General features: G+C 59.7%; 17 protein-coding genes and 1 pseudogene. 10 read left to right on the top strand and 8 right to left on the bottom strand.

Translation table 11 applies throughout. The annotated features are described in order from the left end of the window. The first annotated feature begins 150 nt into the window (after positions 1 to 150). A complete protein-coding gene (locus H8B20_RS11365; protein ID WP_210623176.1) occupies positions 151 to 2,127 on the top strand; it encodes a methyl-accepting chemotaxis protein in 1,977 nt (658 codons plus the stop codon). A 216-nt stretch (positions 2,128 to 2,343) separates the two neighbouring features. Next, entirely contained in the window at positions 2,344 to 3,558 is a 1,215-nt protein-coding gene (locus H8B20_RS11360; RefSeq protein WP_210623175.1) for an aldose 1-epimerase family protein, read from the top strand. Here the strand turns inward: H8B20_RS11360 and H8B20_RS11355 are convergent. Continuing rightward, a complete protein-coding gene (locus tag H8B20_RS11355) occupies positions 3,555 to 5,048 on the bottom strand; it encodes a YifB family Mg chelatase-like AAA ATPase (RefSeq protein WP_210623174.1) in 1,494 nt (497 codons plus the stop codon). The two genes, H8B20_RS11360 and H8B20_RS11355, sit on opposite strands and share 4 nt — an antisense overlap. Before the next feature lie 322 nt (positions 5,049 to 5,370). On the opposite strand from H8B20_RS11355, the pseudogene H8B20_RS11350 reads away from it, so the two are divergent. Both H8B20_RS11350 and H8B20_RS11345 read left to right on the top strand, forming a co-directional pair. Beyond that, positions 5,371 to 5,676, top strand: a pseudogene (locus H8B20_RS11350) (HigA family addiction module antitoxin). Between the two features lie 44 nt (positions 5,677 to 5,720). Continuing rightward, entirely contained in the window at positions 5,721 to 6,281 is a 561-nt protein-coding gene (locus H8B20_RS11345) for a nucleotidyltransferase family protein (protein ID WP_210623173.1), read from the top strand. A 57-nt stretch (positions 6,282 to 6,338) separates the two neighbouring features. Here H8B20_RS11345 and H8B20_RS11340 read toward each other — a convergent pair whose 3' ends face one another. Next, complete coding sequence (locus H8B20_RS11340; RefSeq protein WP_007920416.1) at positions 6,339 to 6,599, bottom strand: accessory factor UbiK family protein; 261 nt, start codon at positions 6,597 to 6,599, stop codon at positions 6,339 to 6,341. A 414-nt stretch (positions 6,600 to 7,013) separates the two neighbouring features. Here H8B20_RS11340 and glnK point away from each other — a divergent pair, with 414 nt between their 5' ends. The 4 genes from glnK (at position 7,014) to sutA (ending at position 9,794) form a co-directional block, all read left to right on the top strand. Then, complete coding sequence (glnK, locus tag H8B20_RS11335; protein ID WP_002555808.1) at positions 7,014 to 7,352, top strand: P-II family nitrogen regulator; 339 nt, start codon at positions 7,014 to 7,016, stop codon at positions 7,350 to 7,352. Positions 7,353 to 7,389: 37 nt separating this feature from the next. Beyond that, positions 7,390 to 8,727 (top strand): ammonium transporter, encoded by a 1,338-nt coding sequence (locus tag H8B20_RS11330; RefSeq protein ID WP_210623172.1) that lies wholly within the window; start codon positions 7,390 to 7,392, stop codon positions 8,725 to 8,727. A 213-nt stretch (positions 8,728 to 8,940) separates the two neighbouring features. Beyond that, positions 8,941 to 9,366, top strand: a complete 426-nt coding sequence (locus H8B20_RS11325; RefSeq protein ID WP_150593475.1) for a secondary thiamine-phosphate synthase enzyme YjbQ — start codon at positions 8,941 to 8,943, stop codon at positions 9,364 to 9,366. A 101-nt stretch (positions 9,367 to 9,467) separates the two neighbouring features. Then, positions 9,468 to 9,794 carry a transcriptional regulator SutA gene (sutA, locus tag H8B20_RS11320; RefSeq protein WP_042561721.1) on the top strand — a complete coding sequence of 109 codons (327 nt, stop codon included), beginning with the start codon at positions 9,468 to 9,470 and terminating at the stop codon, positions 9,792 to 9,794. Between the two features lie 189 nt (positions 9,795 to 9,983). On the opposite strand, the gene H8B20_RS11315 is transcribed toward sutA, so the two are convergent. From H8B20_RS11315 to lptM, 6 genes are read right to left on the bottom strand one after another with little or no spacing between them, the layout of a single operon-like run. After that, positions 9,984 to 10,691 carry an HAD family hydrolase gene (locus tag H8B20_RS11315; RefSeq protein WP_210623171.1) on the bottom strand — a complete coding sequence of 236 codons (708 nt, stop codon included), beginning with the start codon at positions 10,689 to 10,691 and terminating at the stop codon, positions 9,984 to 9,986. Beyond that, complete coding sequence (gene xerC, locus H8B20_RS11310; RefSeq protein WP_042561719.1) at positions 10,688 to 11,587, bottom strand: tyrosine recombinase XerC; 900 nt, start codon at positions 11,585 to 11,587, stop codon at positions 10,688 to 10,690. Before xerC ends, H8B20_RS11315 begins: the two co-directional genes overlap by 4 nt. A 2-nt stretch (positions 11,588 to 11,589) precedes the next feature. Then, positions 11,590 to 12,315: a DUF484 family protein gene (locus tag H8B20_RS11305; protein WP_042561718.1), complete on the bottom strand. Its 726-nt coding sequence runs from the start codon at positions 12,313 to 12,315 to the stop codon at positions 11,590 to 11,592. A gap of 13 nt (positions 12,316 to 12,328) precedes the next feature. Beyond that, the gene (gene dapF / locus H8B20_RS11300) at positions 12,329 to 13,159 is read right to left on the bottom strand and encodes a diaminopimelate epimerase (protein WP_210623170.1); all 831 of its coding nucleotides are present in this window, start codon (positions 13,157 to 13,159) and stop codon (positions 12,329 to 12,331) included. Between the two features lie 3 nt (positions 13,160 to 13,162). Next, positions 13,163 to 14,410 carry a diaminopimelate decarboxylase gene (gene lysA, locus H8B20_RS11295; protein WP_210623169.1) on the bottom strand — a complete coding sequence of 416 codons (1,248 nt, stop codon included), beginning with the start codon at positions 14,408 to 14,410 and terminating at the stop codon, positions 13,163 to 13,165. A gap of 9 nt (positions 14,411 to 14,419) precedes the next feature. Continuing rightward, positions 14,420 to 14,593 carry an LPS translocon maturation chaperone LptM gene (gene lptM / locus H8B20_RS11290; protein WP_042561715.1) on the bottom strand — a complete coding sequence of 58 codons (174 nt, stop codon included), beginning with the start codon at positions 14,591 to 14,593 and terminating at the stop codon, positions 14,420 to 14,422. A 316-nt stretch (positions 14,594 to 14,909) separates the two neighbouring features. On the opposite strand from lptM, the gene cyaY reads away from it, so the two are divergent. Together cyaY and H8B20_RS11280 are read left to right on the top strand one after the other, a co-directional pair. Further along, complete coding sequence (gene cyaY / locus H8B20_RS11285; RefSeq protein WP_042561714.1) at positions 14,910 to 15,242, top strand: iron donor protein CyaY; 333 nt, start codon at positions 14,910 to 14,912, stop codon at positions 15,240 to 15,242. 3 nt (positions 15,243 to 15,245) lie between these two features. Beyond that, the gene (locus H8B20_RS11280; RefSeq protein ID WP_080896076.1) at positions 15,246 to 15,467 is read left to right on the top strand and encodes a DUF1289 domain-containing protein; all 222 of its coding nucleotides are present in this window, start codon (positions 15,246 to 15,248) and stop codon (positions 15,465 to 15,467) included. The last annotated feature ends 180 nt before the right edge of the window (positions 15,468 to 15,647 follow it).

Below are 15,647 nucleotides of genomic sequence, written 5' to 3'. Positions count from 1 at the left end.
CATAACCCTGCTATTCGCTCAAGTATTTGGCGCTGCCGCCGAATACGTGCATGTGGAACCGTCGTGCCGGTGTCCACGAGTGACCCAACTATTAGAAAATTATCCGAGTCGAGATCAAGGAGGATCCCGTGGCTCGGCCAGGAGCTGACCATGTCTCAACCTCGCGCTCGGATCGCCTCGCAGCTGGGCCTCGCGCTCGCCGTGATACTGGCGATTGTCATCAGCGGCAGTACAGTCTTTGCCTTGCGTTCGCTGGATAACGCCAACCTTGCCACCCGTGAAGAGCACCTGGCCAGTGAGGCTCGGCTGCTGGCCGACCAACTGAGCACCTTCCACGGCACGTTGCGTGAAAGCACTCAGCGCTTGAGCGGGTTGTTCGAGAAGCGCTTCAGCGCCGGTTTGAGCATTCACCCGAGTGAGCCGGTAACGGTTGCCGGCACCCAGACCCCGGGTCTGCACCTGGGCAGCGAAGTGTTGAACAACAACTTCAAGGAAGTCGACGAGTTCACACAAATGACGGCGGGCGTTGCCACACTGTTTGTGCGCAGCGGCGAAGACTTCGTGCGGGTCAGCACCTCCCTGACCAAACAGGATGGCAGCCGCGCCATCGGCACCTTGCTCGATCATGCGCATCCGGCCTATGCGAAGCTGATGGCGGGGCAAAGCTACGTCGGCCGGGCGTTGCTCTTTGATCGCTCTTACATGACCCAGTACACCCCGGTGCGCGATGGCAGCGGCAAGGTGATTGCGGTGCTGTTCGTCGGTTTCGATTACACCGACGCGCAGAACGCCCAGTTCGACAACCTCAAGCGCTTCCGCATCGGTCAGACCGGTTCGCTGGCCCTGCTTGATGAACAGAGCAAATGGCTGGTTGCGCCAGCAGGTGTGCAAGCGCTGGATCAAGCGATCCCGGTGATCGGCGGCATGTCCCAAACGCCGGGCAAAGGCCATTTCTGGAGCGACAAGTCTGAAGACTTCTACAGCGTTTCGGTGCCCTTCGACGGCGGGCCGTGGGCGGTCGTGGCGAGCATGCCGAAAGCCGAGATTCGTGCAGTGACCTGGAGCGTCGGCACGCAACTGGCCATCGGCAGCCTGCTGGCGATGCTGCTGGCGGTTGGCTCTGTGGTTTGGTTGCTGCGCAGCAAATTGGCGCCGTTGAGTGACCTGGTGCGTCAGGCAGAGGCCTTGGGGGCCGGTGATCTGAGCGTGCGTCTGAACGTGTCGAGCAACGATGAAATCGGTCAGCTGTCTCGCGCCTTCAACCAGATGAGCCAGGCACTGTCGACCATGGTCGAGCACATTCGCCTCGCCTCGGAAGAGGTCAACAGCCGTGCCCAGGCGCTGTCCGGTTTGTCCGGCGGCGCGTACGAAGGCATGGAGCAACAATCCGGCGAGATCACCAGCATGGCTGGCGCGGTTGAAGAATTCAGCGCGACGTCGCTGGACATTGCCGACAACATGGGCGCAACCCAGCGCCTGGCACAGGAAAACGCTCAGCAAACGCAAATCGGCCGCAGCTCGATGGAAGAAGCTTCGTCGTCTCTGGAGCAGATTGCTGGCGCCCTGAACAGTACCGCAACAGTGATCAACACTCTCGGCCAGCGCTCCCAGGAAATTGGCGGCATCGTTGGCGTGATTACCTCGATTGCCGAACAGACCAACCTGCTGGCGCTCAACGCTGCGATTGAAGCGGCCCGTGCCGGTGAACAAGGCCGCGGCTTTGCCGTGGTGGCTGATGAAGTGCGCAGCCTGGCCTCGCGCACCCGTCAGGCGACGGATGAAATTTCCAGCATGATCCACAGCATCCAGCAGGAAACCGGCAACGCAATCAGCACCATGGAGCAGGGCAACGTGCTGATGCAGGAAGGCTTGTCGCGTAATGCCAACGTTGCTTCGGCACTGGCGCGCATCGATGAGCAGAGCCGCTCGGCGGGGCAGCAGTTTGCGGCGATCACGACGGCGACTCAGGAGCAGAGCAGCACGGCGACTTTGCTCAGCAGCAATCTGCAAAGCATTGCGCTGGCCAACAGTGAGCAGCGTGAAGTTGTGTCGAACCTCGCGGTCACTGCCAAAGAGCTGGAGAAACTGGCGGCGGACTTGCGTTCCGAGGTTGATCGCTTTCGTTGATGCGCCTTTGAAATAGCTTCGCGAGCAGGCTCGCTCCCACAGTTTTCTGGGTGGCTCACAAATCTTGTGAACATCCGAAAATCCCGTGGGAGCGAGCCTGCTCGCGAATGCGTCGCCGCCGATATTGCAGATCACCCTGTATCTCCTTCATTTGTACTTGCTGAAACGTTTCCGCAGCGCTATAAAAATGGCACAACTCCAATAAAGGCTGCTGCCATGACCCCGCTCAAACTTGTCGCCGCACTCGGCGCACTGTCCGCTGCCTCCCATGCCATGGCTTGGGATTACGTCCTCCTCGACACTGACAAACCCGCGCAAAACTGGACCGTCACCAGCGAGCAACTCGGCGTGAAAACCGACAAGCCTTTCTCTGTGAGCCTGCGAACCTTGCACGGTGGGCGGCAGGAAGGCGTGAGCATTGTCGACATCGATAACGGCACGATGAAACTCTCGGTGGTGCCAACCCGTGGCATGAATGTCCTGCACGCTTCCGTTGGCAGCGTGCGGATGGGCTGGGATTCGCCGGTCAAGGATGTGGTCAACCCGGCATTCATTGAGCTCAATGGGCGCGGTGGTCTGGGCTGGCTGGAAGGTTTCAACGAGTTGGTGACCCGCTGTGGTTACGAATGGGTCGGCCATCCCGGCATGGACAAGGGTGAGCTGCTGACCCTGCACGGACGCGCCGCCAACATCCCGGCCAGTACCGTCACGCTGCACATCGATGAAAAGCCGCCCTACGCCATCAGTTTGCGCGGCGAACTGAAGGAGCAGGCGTTCAAGAAAGTCGACTTTTCGGTCGTCACTGAGCTGGTCACCGAGCCCGGCAGCGTGCGTTTCGCACTCAACGATACGTTGACCAACAACGGCGATTATCCAAAGGAATACCAGGCGCTGTATCACAGCAACTTCAGTACGCCATTCCTCGAACAGGGCGCACGTTTTGCTGCACCGGTAAAACAGGTGTCGCCTTTCAACAACAAGGCCAAGGGCGATTTGGCCGACTGGCAGACCTACCGCGCCCCCACCAAGGACTACGACGAAACCGTCTACAACGTCGTGCCCTATGCGGATGCCAAAGGCGAAACCCTGACCGTTTTGCACAACCAGGCCGGGAGCCTTGGTGTCTCTGTCGGTTTCAATACCCAGCAGTTGCCGGTGTTTTCCCTGTGGAAAAACACTGACACCCAAGGGCAGGGCTATGTCACGGGACTGGAGCCGGGCACCAGTTTTTCTTACAACCGCCGCTATCAGCGTCCGCTGAATCTGGTCCCGACCATTGCACCCAAGGAACACAAACAGTTCCAGATCAGCTACAGCCTGCTCGCGGACAAAGCTGCCGTGGATAACGCTTTGAAGCGAGTGACCGAAATTCAGGCCGGGCGTGAAACCGAAGTGCGGCAAGCGCCGCTGGTTGATCTGACCGAGCATTAAGTCGTCGCCGGCCGGTATTGCAGCGCTTCGGCCAGGTGCTCACGTCTGATTGCATCGACTTGCTCAAGGTCTGCCAGTGTCCGGGCAACCTTGAGTAACCGATGTGCCGAGCGAAGCGATAAAGTCAGCCTTTCGCAGGCTGACTCCAGCCAGGTTTCGTCGGCTGTGGATAACTTGCAGTGCCTTTTCAGTCCAGGCAAATCGAGAAATGCATTGGCGCAGCCTTGACGCTTCAGCTGCCGCTCACGCGCCTCGGCCACCAATGCCGCGGCGCTGGCGCTGTCCTCTCCCGGTTTCACTTGCGGGTTCAACGCCGTCGCTTCCCGCGCCACCGTCAGGTGCAAATCGATCCGGTCCAGTAACGGCCCCGAGAGCTTGTTGCGATAGCGCTGCACCATGTCCGGCGTGCACGAGCATTTGCCACTCGGCTCGCCAAGATATCCACAGGGACACGGGTTCATCGCCGCCACCAACTGAAACCGCGCCGGGAAACGCACGCGATCCTTGGCCCGGGCAATCACGATATGCCCGGACTCCAGCGGCTCGCGCAGCACCTCCAGCACCTTGCGATCAAACTCCGGCAACTCGTCTAGAAACAGCACGCCGTGGTGGGCGAGGGTGATCTCGCCGGGTTGTGGTTTCGAACTGCCGCCGACCAGTGCCGGGCCTGACGCCGAGTGATGCGGCTGGCGAAAGGGGCGCTGGGGCCAATGGGTCAGTGGCACGCCGCTGGCGACGGATTGAATCGCCGCCACCTCTAGCGCTTCGCATTCGGACAATGGTGGCAGCAAGCCCGGCAGTCGACTGGCCAGCAGCGTCTTGCCTGTCCCCGGCGGCCCGCTGAACAGCAGGTTATGCGCACCCGCTGCGGCAATCAGCAGCGCGCGTTTGGCGGCCATCTGCCCTTGTACTTCATTGAGGTCGGGATAGGGTCTGGCGGCATGGATCAAACCGTCCGATACGTAGGGCTCCACCGGCGTATGCCCATTGAAATGCGCCACCGCTTCCAGCAGATGATCAACCGCATACACCTTCAACCCCGACGCCAGGCACGCCTCCTCGGCATTTGCTCGCGGCACCACCAACGCCCGCCCGGCCTTGCGCGCCGCCAGTGCCGCTGGCAACACCCCGCGTACCGGCCGCACCGCGCCGGACAACGCCAGCTCACCGAGGCATTCCACCTCATCCAGTGTGAGACACGGCACCTGCACACTCGCCGACAAAATTCCCAAAGCAATCGCCAGATCAAACCTCCCGCCATCCTTGGGCAGATCCGCCGGCGCCAGATTCAAAGTGATCCGCCGCGCCGGAAACTGCAGCCCGGAATTGATGATCGCGCTGCGTACCCGATCCTTGCTCTCCTTCACCGCCGCCTCGGGCAGCCCGACCATGGTCAGGGAGGGCAGACCGTTTGCCAGATGAACTTCGACAGTGACGGCGGGAGCATCCACGCCAATCTGGGCGCGACTGTGGACGATGGAGAGGGACATGGTCGTTCCTTGAGCTGAATCGGGGGCCGCTTCCTGCGGGTTTTTTAAGGGTAGTTGGGAGAAGTCGTTTCCGTGGGGAGGTATACAGAGCAACGTTTCGCAGAATGTTGCAGGAGCGAGTCGAGAAATTTTGATCCAGACCTGCAAGCAGAATTAGCGATTATTACTGTAGGAAATGGCGATTTTTAAGTGCGAGCCAAGGAGCGTGAGTAGGCCATTTCCGAAAGCTTTGAGGGAACACCGAAAGCGCGGGATGCCTTGTTTGATTTTTTCGACATCAGCCCCGAGGATGTTGAAATCGTCGATTACCACTGAGGTGAGTATGACTAAAAATGGTATGCGTCCGGTACATCCGGGCGAGATCCTCAAGGATGAGTACCTGGAGCCTCTGAACCTGACGGCTGCTGCGCTGGCGAGGGCATTGAGTGTATTCACTCCGACGGTGAACGACATCGTTCTACAACGCAGAGGTGTCAGCGCTGATATGGCGCTCAGACTGTCCTACTGTCTGGACACCACTCCAGAGTTTTAGCTGAACCTGCAATCGACTTACGATTTGCGCAAAGCGGAAATTGAAAGAGGTGCTTCTATCCGTGATCAGGTGGAGCGACTGGCACATTGCGCATAATTATTTAGATCAAGCAGTGAAGTCATGCGTGACTGAATGGAACTATGAATTCTGAACAAGTGTTGCAAATCCAGGCGCTCATCGAAGCCGACCCAGTGCGCATGAGCATATTGAGTCTGGTGCAATCTCTTGGATTACCTGATTGCTGGGTAGGCGCAGGGTTTCTGCGTAGCGCGGTTTGGGATCACTTGCACCAGCGTGCTTACTCGCCACTGCCTTCCGACATCTATGTCATCTGGTTCGATCCGGGGCGGGCTACTGTTCAGTCAGACACTGAACTGGAAGCCTGTTTGCGAAATATGGATGCTTCATACAATTGGTCAGTAAAGAACCAGGCGCGCATGCATCTGCGAAATTCTGATACGCCATATGCCAGCGCAATTGATGCCATCAGGTTCTGGCCGGAGACAGCCACGGCAATTGCCATAAGGCTCGACTCGCAAGGCGCTCTGGAGGTTGCAGCGCCGCTTGGTTTGGAGGATCTGTTGCAACTTGTTGTTCGACCTACAGCAAGGTTCCAGATCGACAAACGGGAAATCTATCTGGAACGCATGCAGGGGAAAGACTGGCTTCTCACCTGGCCAAACCTGAAGTTTACCGAGTAATCGCCTTTTTTTGATCAAAAGATCGCAGCCTTCGGCGGCTCCTACAGGGGGGCAGGGTTACTCGGCGGGCGGCGTCAGCTTCGCTTCCATCTCGGCAACTTTCGCTTCGAGACTTTCGAGGCGGGCACGGGTGCGGGCCAGCACCACCATCTGACTATCGAACTCTTCACGGCTGACCAGATCGAGTTTGCTGAAGGCACTTTGCAGCAGCATCTTGAATTGGCTTTCGATTTCGGCTTTTGGCAGCGGGGTGTCGCCGCTGAACAGGCGGGAAGCGGTGCCGCTCAGAGCGTCGAGGAAGTCTTTGGGCGCGAGCATGGGAAATGTCCTGGAAACAATGGCCGGCAGTGTATCACGCAGTGTCTATAGTCAATCTCGTCGTCAGGGATGCACGCTTTTCGCGCAGGCGGACGGACGGTGACGCACCGTTGTTGTGCGTATCCGCGAAGCGTTTTGCACGCGAGTGCTTGCGGTAGCGGCCAAGGGATTGAAATCAGAGGTTTTTGCCGAGATGGCAAGGTTTCTGCTTAGTCACTCTTGACCCATGCACTGATGCAGTCGCTGTGACGAATGCAGTGCGGCAGACGAAGCGGGGAGTTTCGTCAGCAGCGGTTAGCTGGCGTCAGTCGGGCAGGTAAGGCCGACGATGCGTTACAAAGCCAGGCACTGCGCTTAGACTTGAGTCGGGTTTGTTTTCCTGGGGCAAGTCCACCAATTCGGGAGAGAGTTTTCATGAAGCTAGTCACTGCCATCATTAAGCCGTTCAAGTTGGACGACGTGCGCGAGTCGCTGTCCGAAATCGGCGTGCAGGGCATTACCGTTACTGAAGTCAAAGGCTTCGGCCGGCAGAAGGGTCACACCGAGCTGTATCGCGGCGCGGAATATGTGGTCGATTTTCTGCCCAAGGTGAAAATCGACGTGGCCATCGACGACAAGGATCTGGATCGGGTTATCGAAGCGATAACCAAGGCGGCCAACACCGGCAAGATCGGTGACGGCAAGATCTTCGTGGTCAATCTGGAACAGGCGATTCGCATCCGTACCGGCGAAACCGATACCGACGCGATTTAAGCGCCGCCACAAACCCAACGCCCCAGGAGAAAACAATATGACTCTGCGTAAATTCGCAGGGCTAGGAGCCCTGTTGTCCATCGTAATGCCCGGCCTTGCAATGGCGGCAGACGAAGTGGCGGCCCCAGTCCTCAATTCCGGCGACACAGCCTGGATGCTCACCTCGACGGCCCTCGTGCTGTTCATGACCATTCCCGGCCTGGCGCTGTTCTACGGCGGCATGGTTCGCTCGAAAAACATTCTTTCCGTGTTGATGCAGTGCTTCGCCATTACCGGTCTGATCAGCATCCTGTGGGTCATTTATGGCTACAGCATCGCGTTCGACACCACCGGCATGGAGCAGGGCGTCGTCAACTTCAACTCGTTCTTCGGCGGTATGGGCAAGGCGTTCCTCGCCGGTGTCACGCCTTCGAGCATTACCGGGCCTGCAGCGCTGTTCCCTGAGGCGGTGTTCATCACCTTCCAGATGACCTTCGCGATCATCACTCCGGCGTTGATCGTCGGTGCGTTCGCCGAGCGGATGAAGTTCTCCGCGATGCTGATCTTCATGGGCATCTGGTTCACTCTGGTGTATGCACCAATCGCGCACATGGTCTGGTCCGGTAACGGCGGCCTGATGTGGGACTGGGGCGTACTCGACTTCGCTGGCGGCACCGTGGTGCACATCAACGCCGGTGTTGCCGGTCTGATTGCCTGTCTGGTACTGGGCAAGCGCAAAGGCTTCCCGACCACGCCGATGGCGCCGCACAACCTTGGTTACACCCTGATGGGCGCCGCGATGCTGTGGGTCGGCTGGTTCGGCTTCAACGCCGGTTCCGCTGCGGCGGCCAACGGCACCGCTGGCATGGCGATGCTGGTCACCCAGATCGCGACCGCTGCTGCTGCACTGGGCTGGATGTTTGCCGAATGGGTCACTCACGGTAAGCCAAGCGCACTGGGCATCGCTTCTGGTGTGGTTGCCGGTCTTGTGGCGATCACGCCGGCTGCCGGCACCGTCGGCCCGATGGGCGCACTGGTGATCGGTCTGGCGGCAGGCGTGGTGTGCTTCTTCTGCGCCACTACCCTGAAACGCAAACTCGGTTACGACGACTCCCTGGATGCCTTCGGCGTGCACGGTATCGGCGGTATCCTCGGCGCGATCCTCACCGGTGTTTTCGCCGCTCCTGCTCTGGGTGGCTTCGGCACTGTCACCGACATCGGTGCACAAGTGTGGATTCAGTGCAAAGGCGTCGGCTTCACGGTCATCTATACCGCGATCGTCACCTACATCATCCTCAAGGTCCTGGACGCCGTAATGGGTCTGCGTGTGACCGAGGAAGAAGAGTCGGTTGGCCTCGATCTGGCACAACACAACGAACGCGGCTACAACCTGTAAGACGCGAAGTAAAAAATTGCCCGGCTTGCCGGGCATTTTTTTGTCCGGGATTTGTCGTTTAAGGAACAGCTGAAAGGATTTTTCGTACGCCTTTAGTCGTGTTTACGACGAGCGTTTTTCTACGGCCAAAGGCTTACATCATTGCAGGAATATTAGGGCCTTTGTTTTTTCCCAGAGCGCGCTAGAATGCGCCCCGAACGTGCGGAGAACTGTATGTGGCAACAGACTCTGATAACCCTGCGGGCAAGGCCCCGGGGCTTTCATCTGGTAACGGACGAGTTGATTCATGGCTTGCCCGAACTCAGGGAGTGTCGGGTCGGTCTGTTGCATCTGTGGCTGCAGCACACCTCGGCATCGTTGACCATCAACGAGAACGCCGATCCGGCGGTCCGTCGCGACTTCGAACGATTTTTCAATCGTCTGATCCCACAAGGAACAGACGGCTATGAGCATAACGACGAAGGCCTGGACGACCTCCCGGCGCACTTCAAGGCCAGCGTGCTTGGCTGCCAGATCAGTCTGCCGGTTTCGGCAGGTCGATTGGCACTGGGAACCTGGCAAGGTGTTTATCTGGGCGAGCACCGTGATCACGGCGGTGCCCGTAAAGTCCTCGCCACCTTGCATGGTGAAGGGGCATAGCCGCTGGTCAGCAGCGGCGAACGATTTTTTAACGGCGACTTTCGACAGTTGCCAAAGCTGGTCTATAACTAATCTGCTTTTCGCAAGTCATGAGGTAGAACATGAGCGACGATGATCTGGAAAACGACGACCTCGAAGTAGGCGACGAAGACGAGGCCGAGGAAGGCTTGGAAGCGGCAGCGGAAGACGTTGCTGACGACGATGGCGGCGAAGATACGCCGGCCCCGGCTGCCAAAGGCAAAGCCAAGGCTGCGGTGTCGGTGGACGATTTGCCGAGCATTGAAGCCAAGAACAAGGAGCGCGATGCCCTGGCCAAGGCCATGGAAGAGTTCTTGTCGCGTGGCGGAAAAGTGCAGGAAGTGGAGGCCAATGTGGTCGCCGATCCGCCCAAGAAGCCGGACAACAAGTACGGCAGCCGCCCTATCTGAGGCGTGCCGCTTGCTTGCTGAAAAAGCCCGCCGTCGCTGCGGGCTTTTTCATGGGTGAAACAAAAATATCTGAATGAAACACAAACCCTGTGGGAGCTGGCTTGCCAGCGATGGCGGCCTGTCAGACGACATTGATGTTGAATGCGCCGGCCTCATCGCTGGCAAGCCAGCTCCCACAGGTGTCCAGTGTTAGTTGGAAACGGCATTCCAGCGTGCGAGTACTGCTGGCAGGTCGCTCAAGCTACGGATCTCGGCATCCGGCAGACGATCCGCTTCCCAGTCTTTACCCGCCGGGTTGAACCACACCGCGCGCAACCCTGCCTCCTGCGCCCCGGCAATGTCATCGCCCGGATGATCGCCAATATGCACCGCGGCTTCGGCGCTCACGCCGCCGCGCTGCAATGCCTCGTGAAACAGTCGCGCATCAGGTTTGGCGATGCCGATGTCTTCGGCGCAGAGCGCAAACTTGAAGTAGTCCGCCAGCCCCAATCGACGCACGTCGGCGTTGCCATTGGTGACCACGCCGAGGGCGTAATGATTGGCGAGAATTTCCAGTACCGGCTCGACTTCGGGGAACACCTCGATCTGGTGCCGCGCATGCAAGAACACTTCAAAACTCTTGTCCGCCAGCTCCGACGCTTCGCCATGGGCGTAACCCGCCTCTTCCAGGGCGTGGAACAACACCCGCCGGCGCAACGCACTGATGCGGTGTTTGAGGCCCGGTTCATTAGCCAGTACGCGTTCGCGGATCGACCACAAGTGCTCCACCGGCACCGCGCCCAGATTCGGCGCATGTTCGCTCAGCCATTCGCGCAATATCGCTTCGGCACTGACGATTACCGGAGCGGTGTGCCACAGGGTGTCGTCGAGGTCGAAGGTGATCAACTGGATGCTCATGAGTCATCGCCTTTCATGCGTTTGGCCCGTGGATGGGCACTGTCGTAGACCGCCGCCAGGTGCTGGAAGTCCAGATGGGTGTAGATCTGCGTGGTCTTGATATCGGAGTGGCCGAGCAGCTCCTGCACTGCGCGCAGGTCCTGCGAGGATTCCAGCAAGTGGCTGGCGAAGGAGTGCCGCAGCATATGCGGATGCAGGTTCTGCCCCAATTCACGCTCGCCGGCCAGTTTGACCCGCACCTGAATGGCTCGCGGGCCGAGGCGCCGACCTTGCTGGCTGACGAAAACGGCGTCATCTGCCGGGTTGGTCATGGCCCGCAGCGGCAGCCATTGTTCGAGGGCTTCGCGGGCCTTTCTGCCGACCGGCAGCAGACGGGTTTTGCTGCCCTTGCCGAGCACCTGAACCATGCCGTCGGCGAGGTCGAGCTGATCGAGATTGAGCCCCGTCAGCTCCGACAAACGCAGGCCAGAGGAATAGAACAACTCCAGAATTGCCTGATCACGCCGCGCTAGAAAATCATCCTCGACCGCACCCTCAAGCAACTGCAGCGCACGGTCGGTATCGAGGGTTTTCGGCAGGCGACGTTCACCTTTCGGTGGCGCGAGGCCGGTGGCCGGATCGTGATCGCAGAGCCCTTCGCGGTTCAGATAGTGATAGAGCCCGCGCACTGCCGAGAGCAAGCGGGCGAGGCTGCGCGAGGACTGGCCCTGGGCATGCAGGCGGGCGATCAGGCTGCGCAGGCGCTGGATGTCCAGCGCGGCCCAACTGCCGATGTTCTGTTTGACGCACCAGCCGAGGACCTTATCGAGGTCGCGGCGGTAAGCCGACAGCGTGTGCGGCGACACCTGCCGCTCACTGCGCAGGTGTTCGCAGTAAGCGTCCAGTTGTCGTTCCATGTTCAGCGTACCGAGCGCAGCGAGCTGTTGACCCGTGGCAGCACGCGTCCCATGACTTCGGCGATGTAGCTGAGGAACAGCGTGCCGACCGAGCTCTTGTAGTGCTGCGGATCACGGCTGGCGATGGCCAGAATGCCGTGGATGCCCTGATGACTGATGGCGACCACCGCGGTGGAACCGATCTGTTTGCGTTGTTCTTCGCCGAACAGAAAGTCCAGCTCATGGTCACGCAGGGTGCCGCTGACGCTTTTGCCTTCGGTGAGCAAGCCGCCGATGGCAACTTGTGCGTCGGCGTGGCTGACCCAGCGCCCGACCGGCGCCGGGTTGTCGCCGAGCAGGATCAGGCTGACGAAGGGCACCTGGAAGTCCTGACGCAGGCTGTCTTCGACGCTGATGACAACGTCTTCCAGGCTGGTCGCGTCCATCAGGGCAAGAATCAGGCGACGGGTCTTGTCGAACAGGCGATCGTTGTCGCGGGCGACGTCCATCAATTGTGAGAGGCGATGACGCATCTCGATGTTGCGTTCGCGCAGGATGGTCATCTGCCGCTCGACCAGCGACACGGTGTCACCCCGTCGGTGGGGAATGCGCATGGCTGGCAGCAGTTCTTCGTGCTCGACGAAAAACTCCGGATGAGCCTCCAGGTACGCGGCAACCGCTGCCGCCTCCAGGCTCTCGGACGCTGATTCGTCGGACTGTCGGGCGGGTACCTGGGGCTTATCGGTCATGGTTTCTGCTCACTCAAAGACGCACTTGTCCTTCGTATACACGCACTGCCGGACCGGTCATCAGCACCGGTTGGCCAGGGCCTGCCCATTCAATGGACAAACGCCCGCCAGGCAGGTCGATCAATAGCGGCGAATCCATCCACCCCTGACTGATTGCAGCGACGGCCGCCGCACAAGCGCCGGTGCCGCAGGCTTGGGTTTCCCCGGCGCCACGTTCCCAGACGCGCAGTTGGGCACGGTTACGGTCGATGATCTGGATAAAACCGACATTGACCCGCGCCGGGAAGCGCGGGTGGTGCTCGATTTTCGGCCCCAATTCATGCACCGGAGCGCTGTTGATGTCCTGCACGCGCATCACGGCATGCGGGTTGCCCATCGACACGGCGGCCAGTTCGACCGTGGTGCCGTCGACGTCCAGTTGATAGCTCAAGGCCTGCGCCGGTGCTTCAAACGGAATGTCCGCTGGCACCAGGCGCGGGGCGCCCATGTTCACGCCGATCTGGCCATCGTTACGCACGTCCAGTTCGATGATGCCGCCCTTGGTCTCGACGCGGATCTGCTGTTTGGCAGTCAGACGCTTGTCGAGCACAAAACGCGCGAAGCAGCGTGCACCGTTGCCGCACTGCTCAACTTCCGAACCATCGGAGTTGAAGATCCGATAGCGGAAATCGACGTCCGGGTTGCTCGGCGCTTCGACGATCAGCAACTGGTCAAAACCAATGCCGGTGTGTCGATCGCCCCATTGCTTGGCGTGCTTGGGCTGAATATGCGCGTGCTGGCTGACCAGGTCGAGAACCATGAAGTCATTGCCCAGACCGTGCATTTTAGTAAAACGCAGCAGCATGGGTTACTCCGGCAGCAGGCTTTCGCCGGCAAACAGCTCGGCCACGGTTTCGCGGCGACGCACTTCAAATACTTGATCACCGTCCACCAGCACTTCGGCCGCACGGCCGCGAGTGTTGTAGTTGGAGCTCATGACGAAACCGTACGCGCCGGCCGAATGCACCGCCAGCAGGTCGCCTTCGGCCAGGGCCAGCTCGCGATCCTTGGCGAGGAAGTCGCCGGTTTCGCAGATCGGGCCGACGACGTCGTATTGACGCGCGGCGGTGTCGCGCGGCTTGACCGCCGTGACGTCCATCCACGCCTGATAGAGCGCCGGGCGAATCAGGTCGTTCATCGCCGCGTCGACGATGGCGAAATCTTTATGCTCGGTGTGCTTGAGGTACTCGACCTGAGTCAGCAGCACGCCGGCGTTGGCGACAATGAAACGGCCCGGCTCGAACACCAGTCCCAGATCACGACCGTCCAGACGTTCGCGCACGGTTTTGATGTAGTCGGCAGCCAATGGCGGCTCTTCGTCGCGATAACGCACGCCCAGGCCACCACCGAGATCGATGTGGCGCAGGTGAATGCCGCAATCGCCAAGACGATCGACCAGATCCAGCAAGCGGTCGAGCGCATCAAGGAACGGTGGCAGCGTGGTCAGTTGCGAACCGATGTGGCAGTCGACACCAATCACTTCCAGGTTCGGCAGGTGCGCGGCCCGTACATACACGTCTTCGGCGTCGGCGATGGCGATGCCGAACTTGTTTTCTTTGAGACCGGTGGAAATGTACGGGTGGGTGCCAGCATCGACGTCCGGGTTCACACGCAGCGAAACCGGTGCGCGAACACCCAGTTCGGCAGCGACAACTTGCAGGCGTTCCAGCTCGTCGGTGGATTCGACGTTGAAGCAGTGCACACCGACTTCCAGCGCACGGCGCATGTCGTCACGGGTCTTGCCGACGCCGGAGAACACGATCTTGTCGGCGCTGCCGCCAGCGGCCAGTACGCGTTCCAGCTCGCCACGGGAGACGATGTCGAAACCGGCGCCGAGACGGGCCAGGACATTCAGGACGCCGAGGTTGGAGTTGGCTTTGACGGCGTAGCAAACCAGGTGCGGCATGCCGGCCAGCGCATCGGCGTAGGCCAGATACTGGGCTTCGATGTGCGCGCGCGAGTAGACATAAGTGGGCGTGCCAAAGCGGTCGGCGATGGCGGACAGCGCCACACCTTCCGCGAACAGCTCCCCGCCACGGTAGTTAAAAGCGTCCATGGCGATCCCTTAGTAAACGTCGTGCTTGTGTGCTTTGGAAGCAGGCTGCTTTTGCGAAGACTGGGCTTGCTCGGCCGGGTCCTGATCGTCATCCGGCAGGTACAGCGGGCCTTTTTGACCACAGGCCGAAACGAGGCAGGCAACCGCGACGAGCGCAGCAAGGGAAGAGATCAGGCGCTTCATGGCGAAATCCTTGAAAATACGTTAATTGCGCCGGAGTATACCGACCACCCGGCAGCTTGCCTATGCGACGGGCCTCCCGTCTGGCGGGGCTCCCGAGAAGCGCATCATTCCCTGTGCAAGCAAGCCTGCTCGCGAAGGGGTCGGCAAGTTCAACAGGCTCTTTGGCTGACACAGCGCTTTCGCGAGCAGGCTCGCTCCCACAGGTGCTGTGTTGAAGGGGCAGTAAGGCACTTGGTCGTTATCCTTTGCAATCGGCCAGAAGCGTCCGTATCTTGCGGCGCTTGAGCCTGATCAGACATTTTTTGAGGTTGCCACAATGAGTTTGTCCGAAGCCCGTTTCCACGATCTGGTCGATGACACCCAGGAAAAACTGGAAGACATCTTTGACGAGAGCGATCTGGATATCGATCTGGAAAGTTCGGCCGGTGTGCTGACCGTCAAGTTCGAAAACGGCTCGCAGCTGATCTTCAGCCGTCAGGAGCCGCTGCGTCAGCTGTGGCTGGCGGCCGTCTCGGGTGGTTTCCACTTCGATTACGACGAAGAAAGCGAGCGCTGGATGTGTGACAAGAGCGAAGAGCAGCTGGGCGAGATGCTTGAACGCATCGTCAAGCAGCAGGCTGGCGCCGAATTCGATTTCGAAGGCCTGTGATTCGTGACTGATACCGCTCCCGTCCGTCCGCCCAAGCCGCTCTACAGCAATATCAGCCCGGCGGTGCCTTCGCCGTGCAGCGGCGTGTGCCGGCTGGACGAACAAAAAGTCTGCCTCGGCTGTTTCCGGCATGTTGAAGACATTCGTGAGTGGCGCTCGGCGGATGATGAGCGGCGGCGAGTGATTGTCACCCAGGCTGCCCATCGCAGGACTGCGTCCCTGTAGGAGTTGCCGAAGGCTGCGATCTTTTGATCTTGATCTTCAAAAGCACAGATCGCAGCCTGCGGCAGCTCCTACAGGGGACGCGTGTCGCTGGGCATGACTTGTATATTTTTTGAGCTGTGATAGTGTCCGGAAACGCCTCAACCCATCGAGGCCTGGTGAAAACCCCGCCTTTTTTGGCGG

This window comes from Pseudomonas sp. P42 (assembly GCF_017973755.1).
Lineage (GTDB): Bacteria > Pseudomonadota > Gammaproteobacteria > Pseudomonadales > Pseudomonadaceae > Aquipseudomonas > Aquipseudomonas iridis.
This window is presented reverse-complemented; position numbering and strand designations above follow the sequence as displayed.

What these genes read in the sequence shown, in the direction of transcription:
- H8B20_RS11360 (WP_210623175.1), top strand. Translation starts at nt 2,344, where the DNA reads ATGACCCCGCTCAAACTTGTCGCCGCACTCGGCGCACTGTCCGCTGCC.
- H8B20_RS11365 (WP_210623176.1), top strand. Translation starts at nt 151, where the DNA reads ATGTCTCAACCTCGCGCTCGGATCGCCTCGCAGCTGGGCCTCGCGCTC.
- H8B20_RS11325 (WP_150593475.1), top strand. Translation starts at nt 8,941, where the DNA reads ATGTGGCAACAGACTCTGATAACCCTGCGGGCAAGGCCCCGGGGCTTT.
- sutA (WP_042561721.1), top strand. Translation starts at nt 9,468, where the DNA reads ATGAGCGACGATGATCTGGAAAACGACGACCTCGAAGTAGGCGACGAA.
- H8B20_RS11330 (WP_210623172.1), top strand. Translation starts at nt 7,390, where the DNA reads ATGACTCTGCGTAAATTCGCAGGGCTAGGAGCCCTGTTGTCCATCGTA.
- xerC (WP_042561719.1), bottom strand. Translation starts at nt 11,587, where the DNA reads ATGGAACGACAACTGGACGCTTACTGCGAACACCTGCGCAGTGAGCGG.
- H8B20_RS11315 (WP_210623171.1), bottom strand. Translation starts at nt 10,691, where the DNA reads ATGAGCATCCAGTTGATCACCTTCGACCTCGACGACACCCTGTGGCAC.
- H8B20_RS11305 (WP_042561718.1), bottom strand. Translation starts at nt 12,315, where the DNA reads ATGACCGATAAGCCCCAGGTACCCGCCCGACAGTCCGACGAATCAGCG.
- H8B20_RS11355 (WP_210623174.1), bottom strand. Translation starts at nt 5,048, where the DNA reads ATGTCCCTCTCCATCGTCCACAGTCGCGCCCAGATTGGCGTGGATGCT.
- glnK (WP_002555808.1), top strand. Translation starts at nt 7,014, where the DNA reads ATGAAGCTAGTCACTGCCATCATTAAGCCGTTCAAGTTGGACGACGTG.
- lysA (WP_210623169.1), bottom strand. Translation starts at nt 14,410, where the DNA reads ATGGACGCTTTTAACTACCGTGGCGGGGAGCTGTTCGCGGAAGGTGTG.
- cyaY (WP_042561714.1), top strand. Translation starts at nt 14,910, where the DNA reads ATGAGTTTGTCCGAAGCCCGTTTCCACGATCTGGTCGATGACACCCAG.
- dapF (WP_210623170.1), bottom strand. Translation starts at nt 13,159, where the DNA reads ATGCTGCTGCGTTTTACTAAAATGCACGGTCTGGGCAATGACTTCATG.
- H8B20_RS11345 (WP_210623173.1), top strand. Translation starts at nt 5,721, where the DNA reads ATGAATTCTGAACAAGTGTTGCAAATCCAGGCGCTCATCGAAGCCGAC.
- H8B20_RS11340 (WP_007920416.1), bottom strand. Translation starts at nt 6,599, where the DNA reads ATGCTCGCGCCCAAAGACTTCCTCGACGCTCTGAGCGGCACCGCTTCC.
- lptM (WP_042561715.1), bottom strand. Translation starts at nt 14,593, where the DNA reads ATGAAGCGCCTGATCTCTTCCCTTGCTGCGCTCGTCGCGGTTGCCTGC.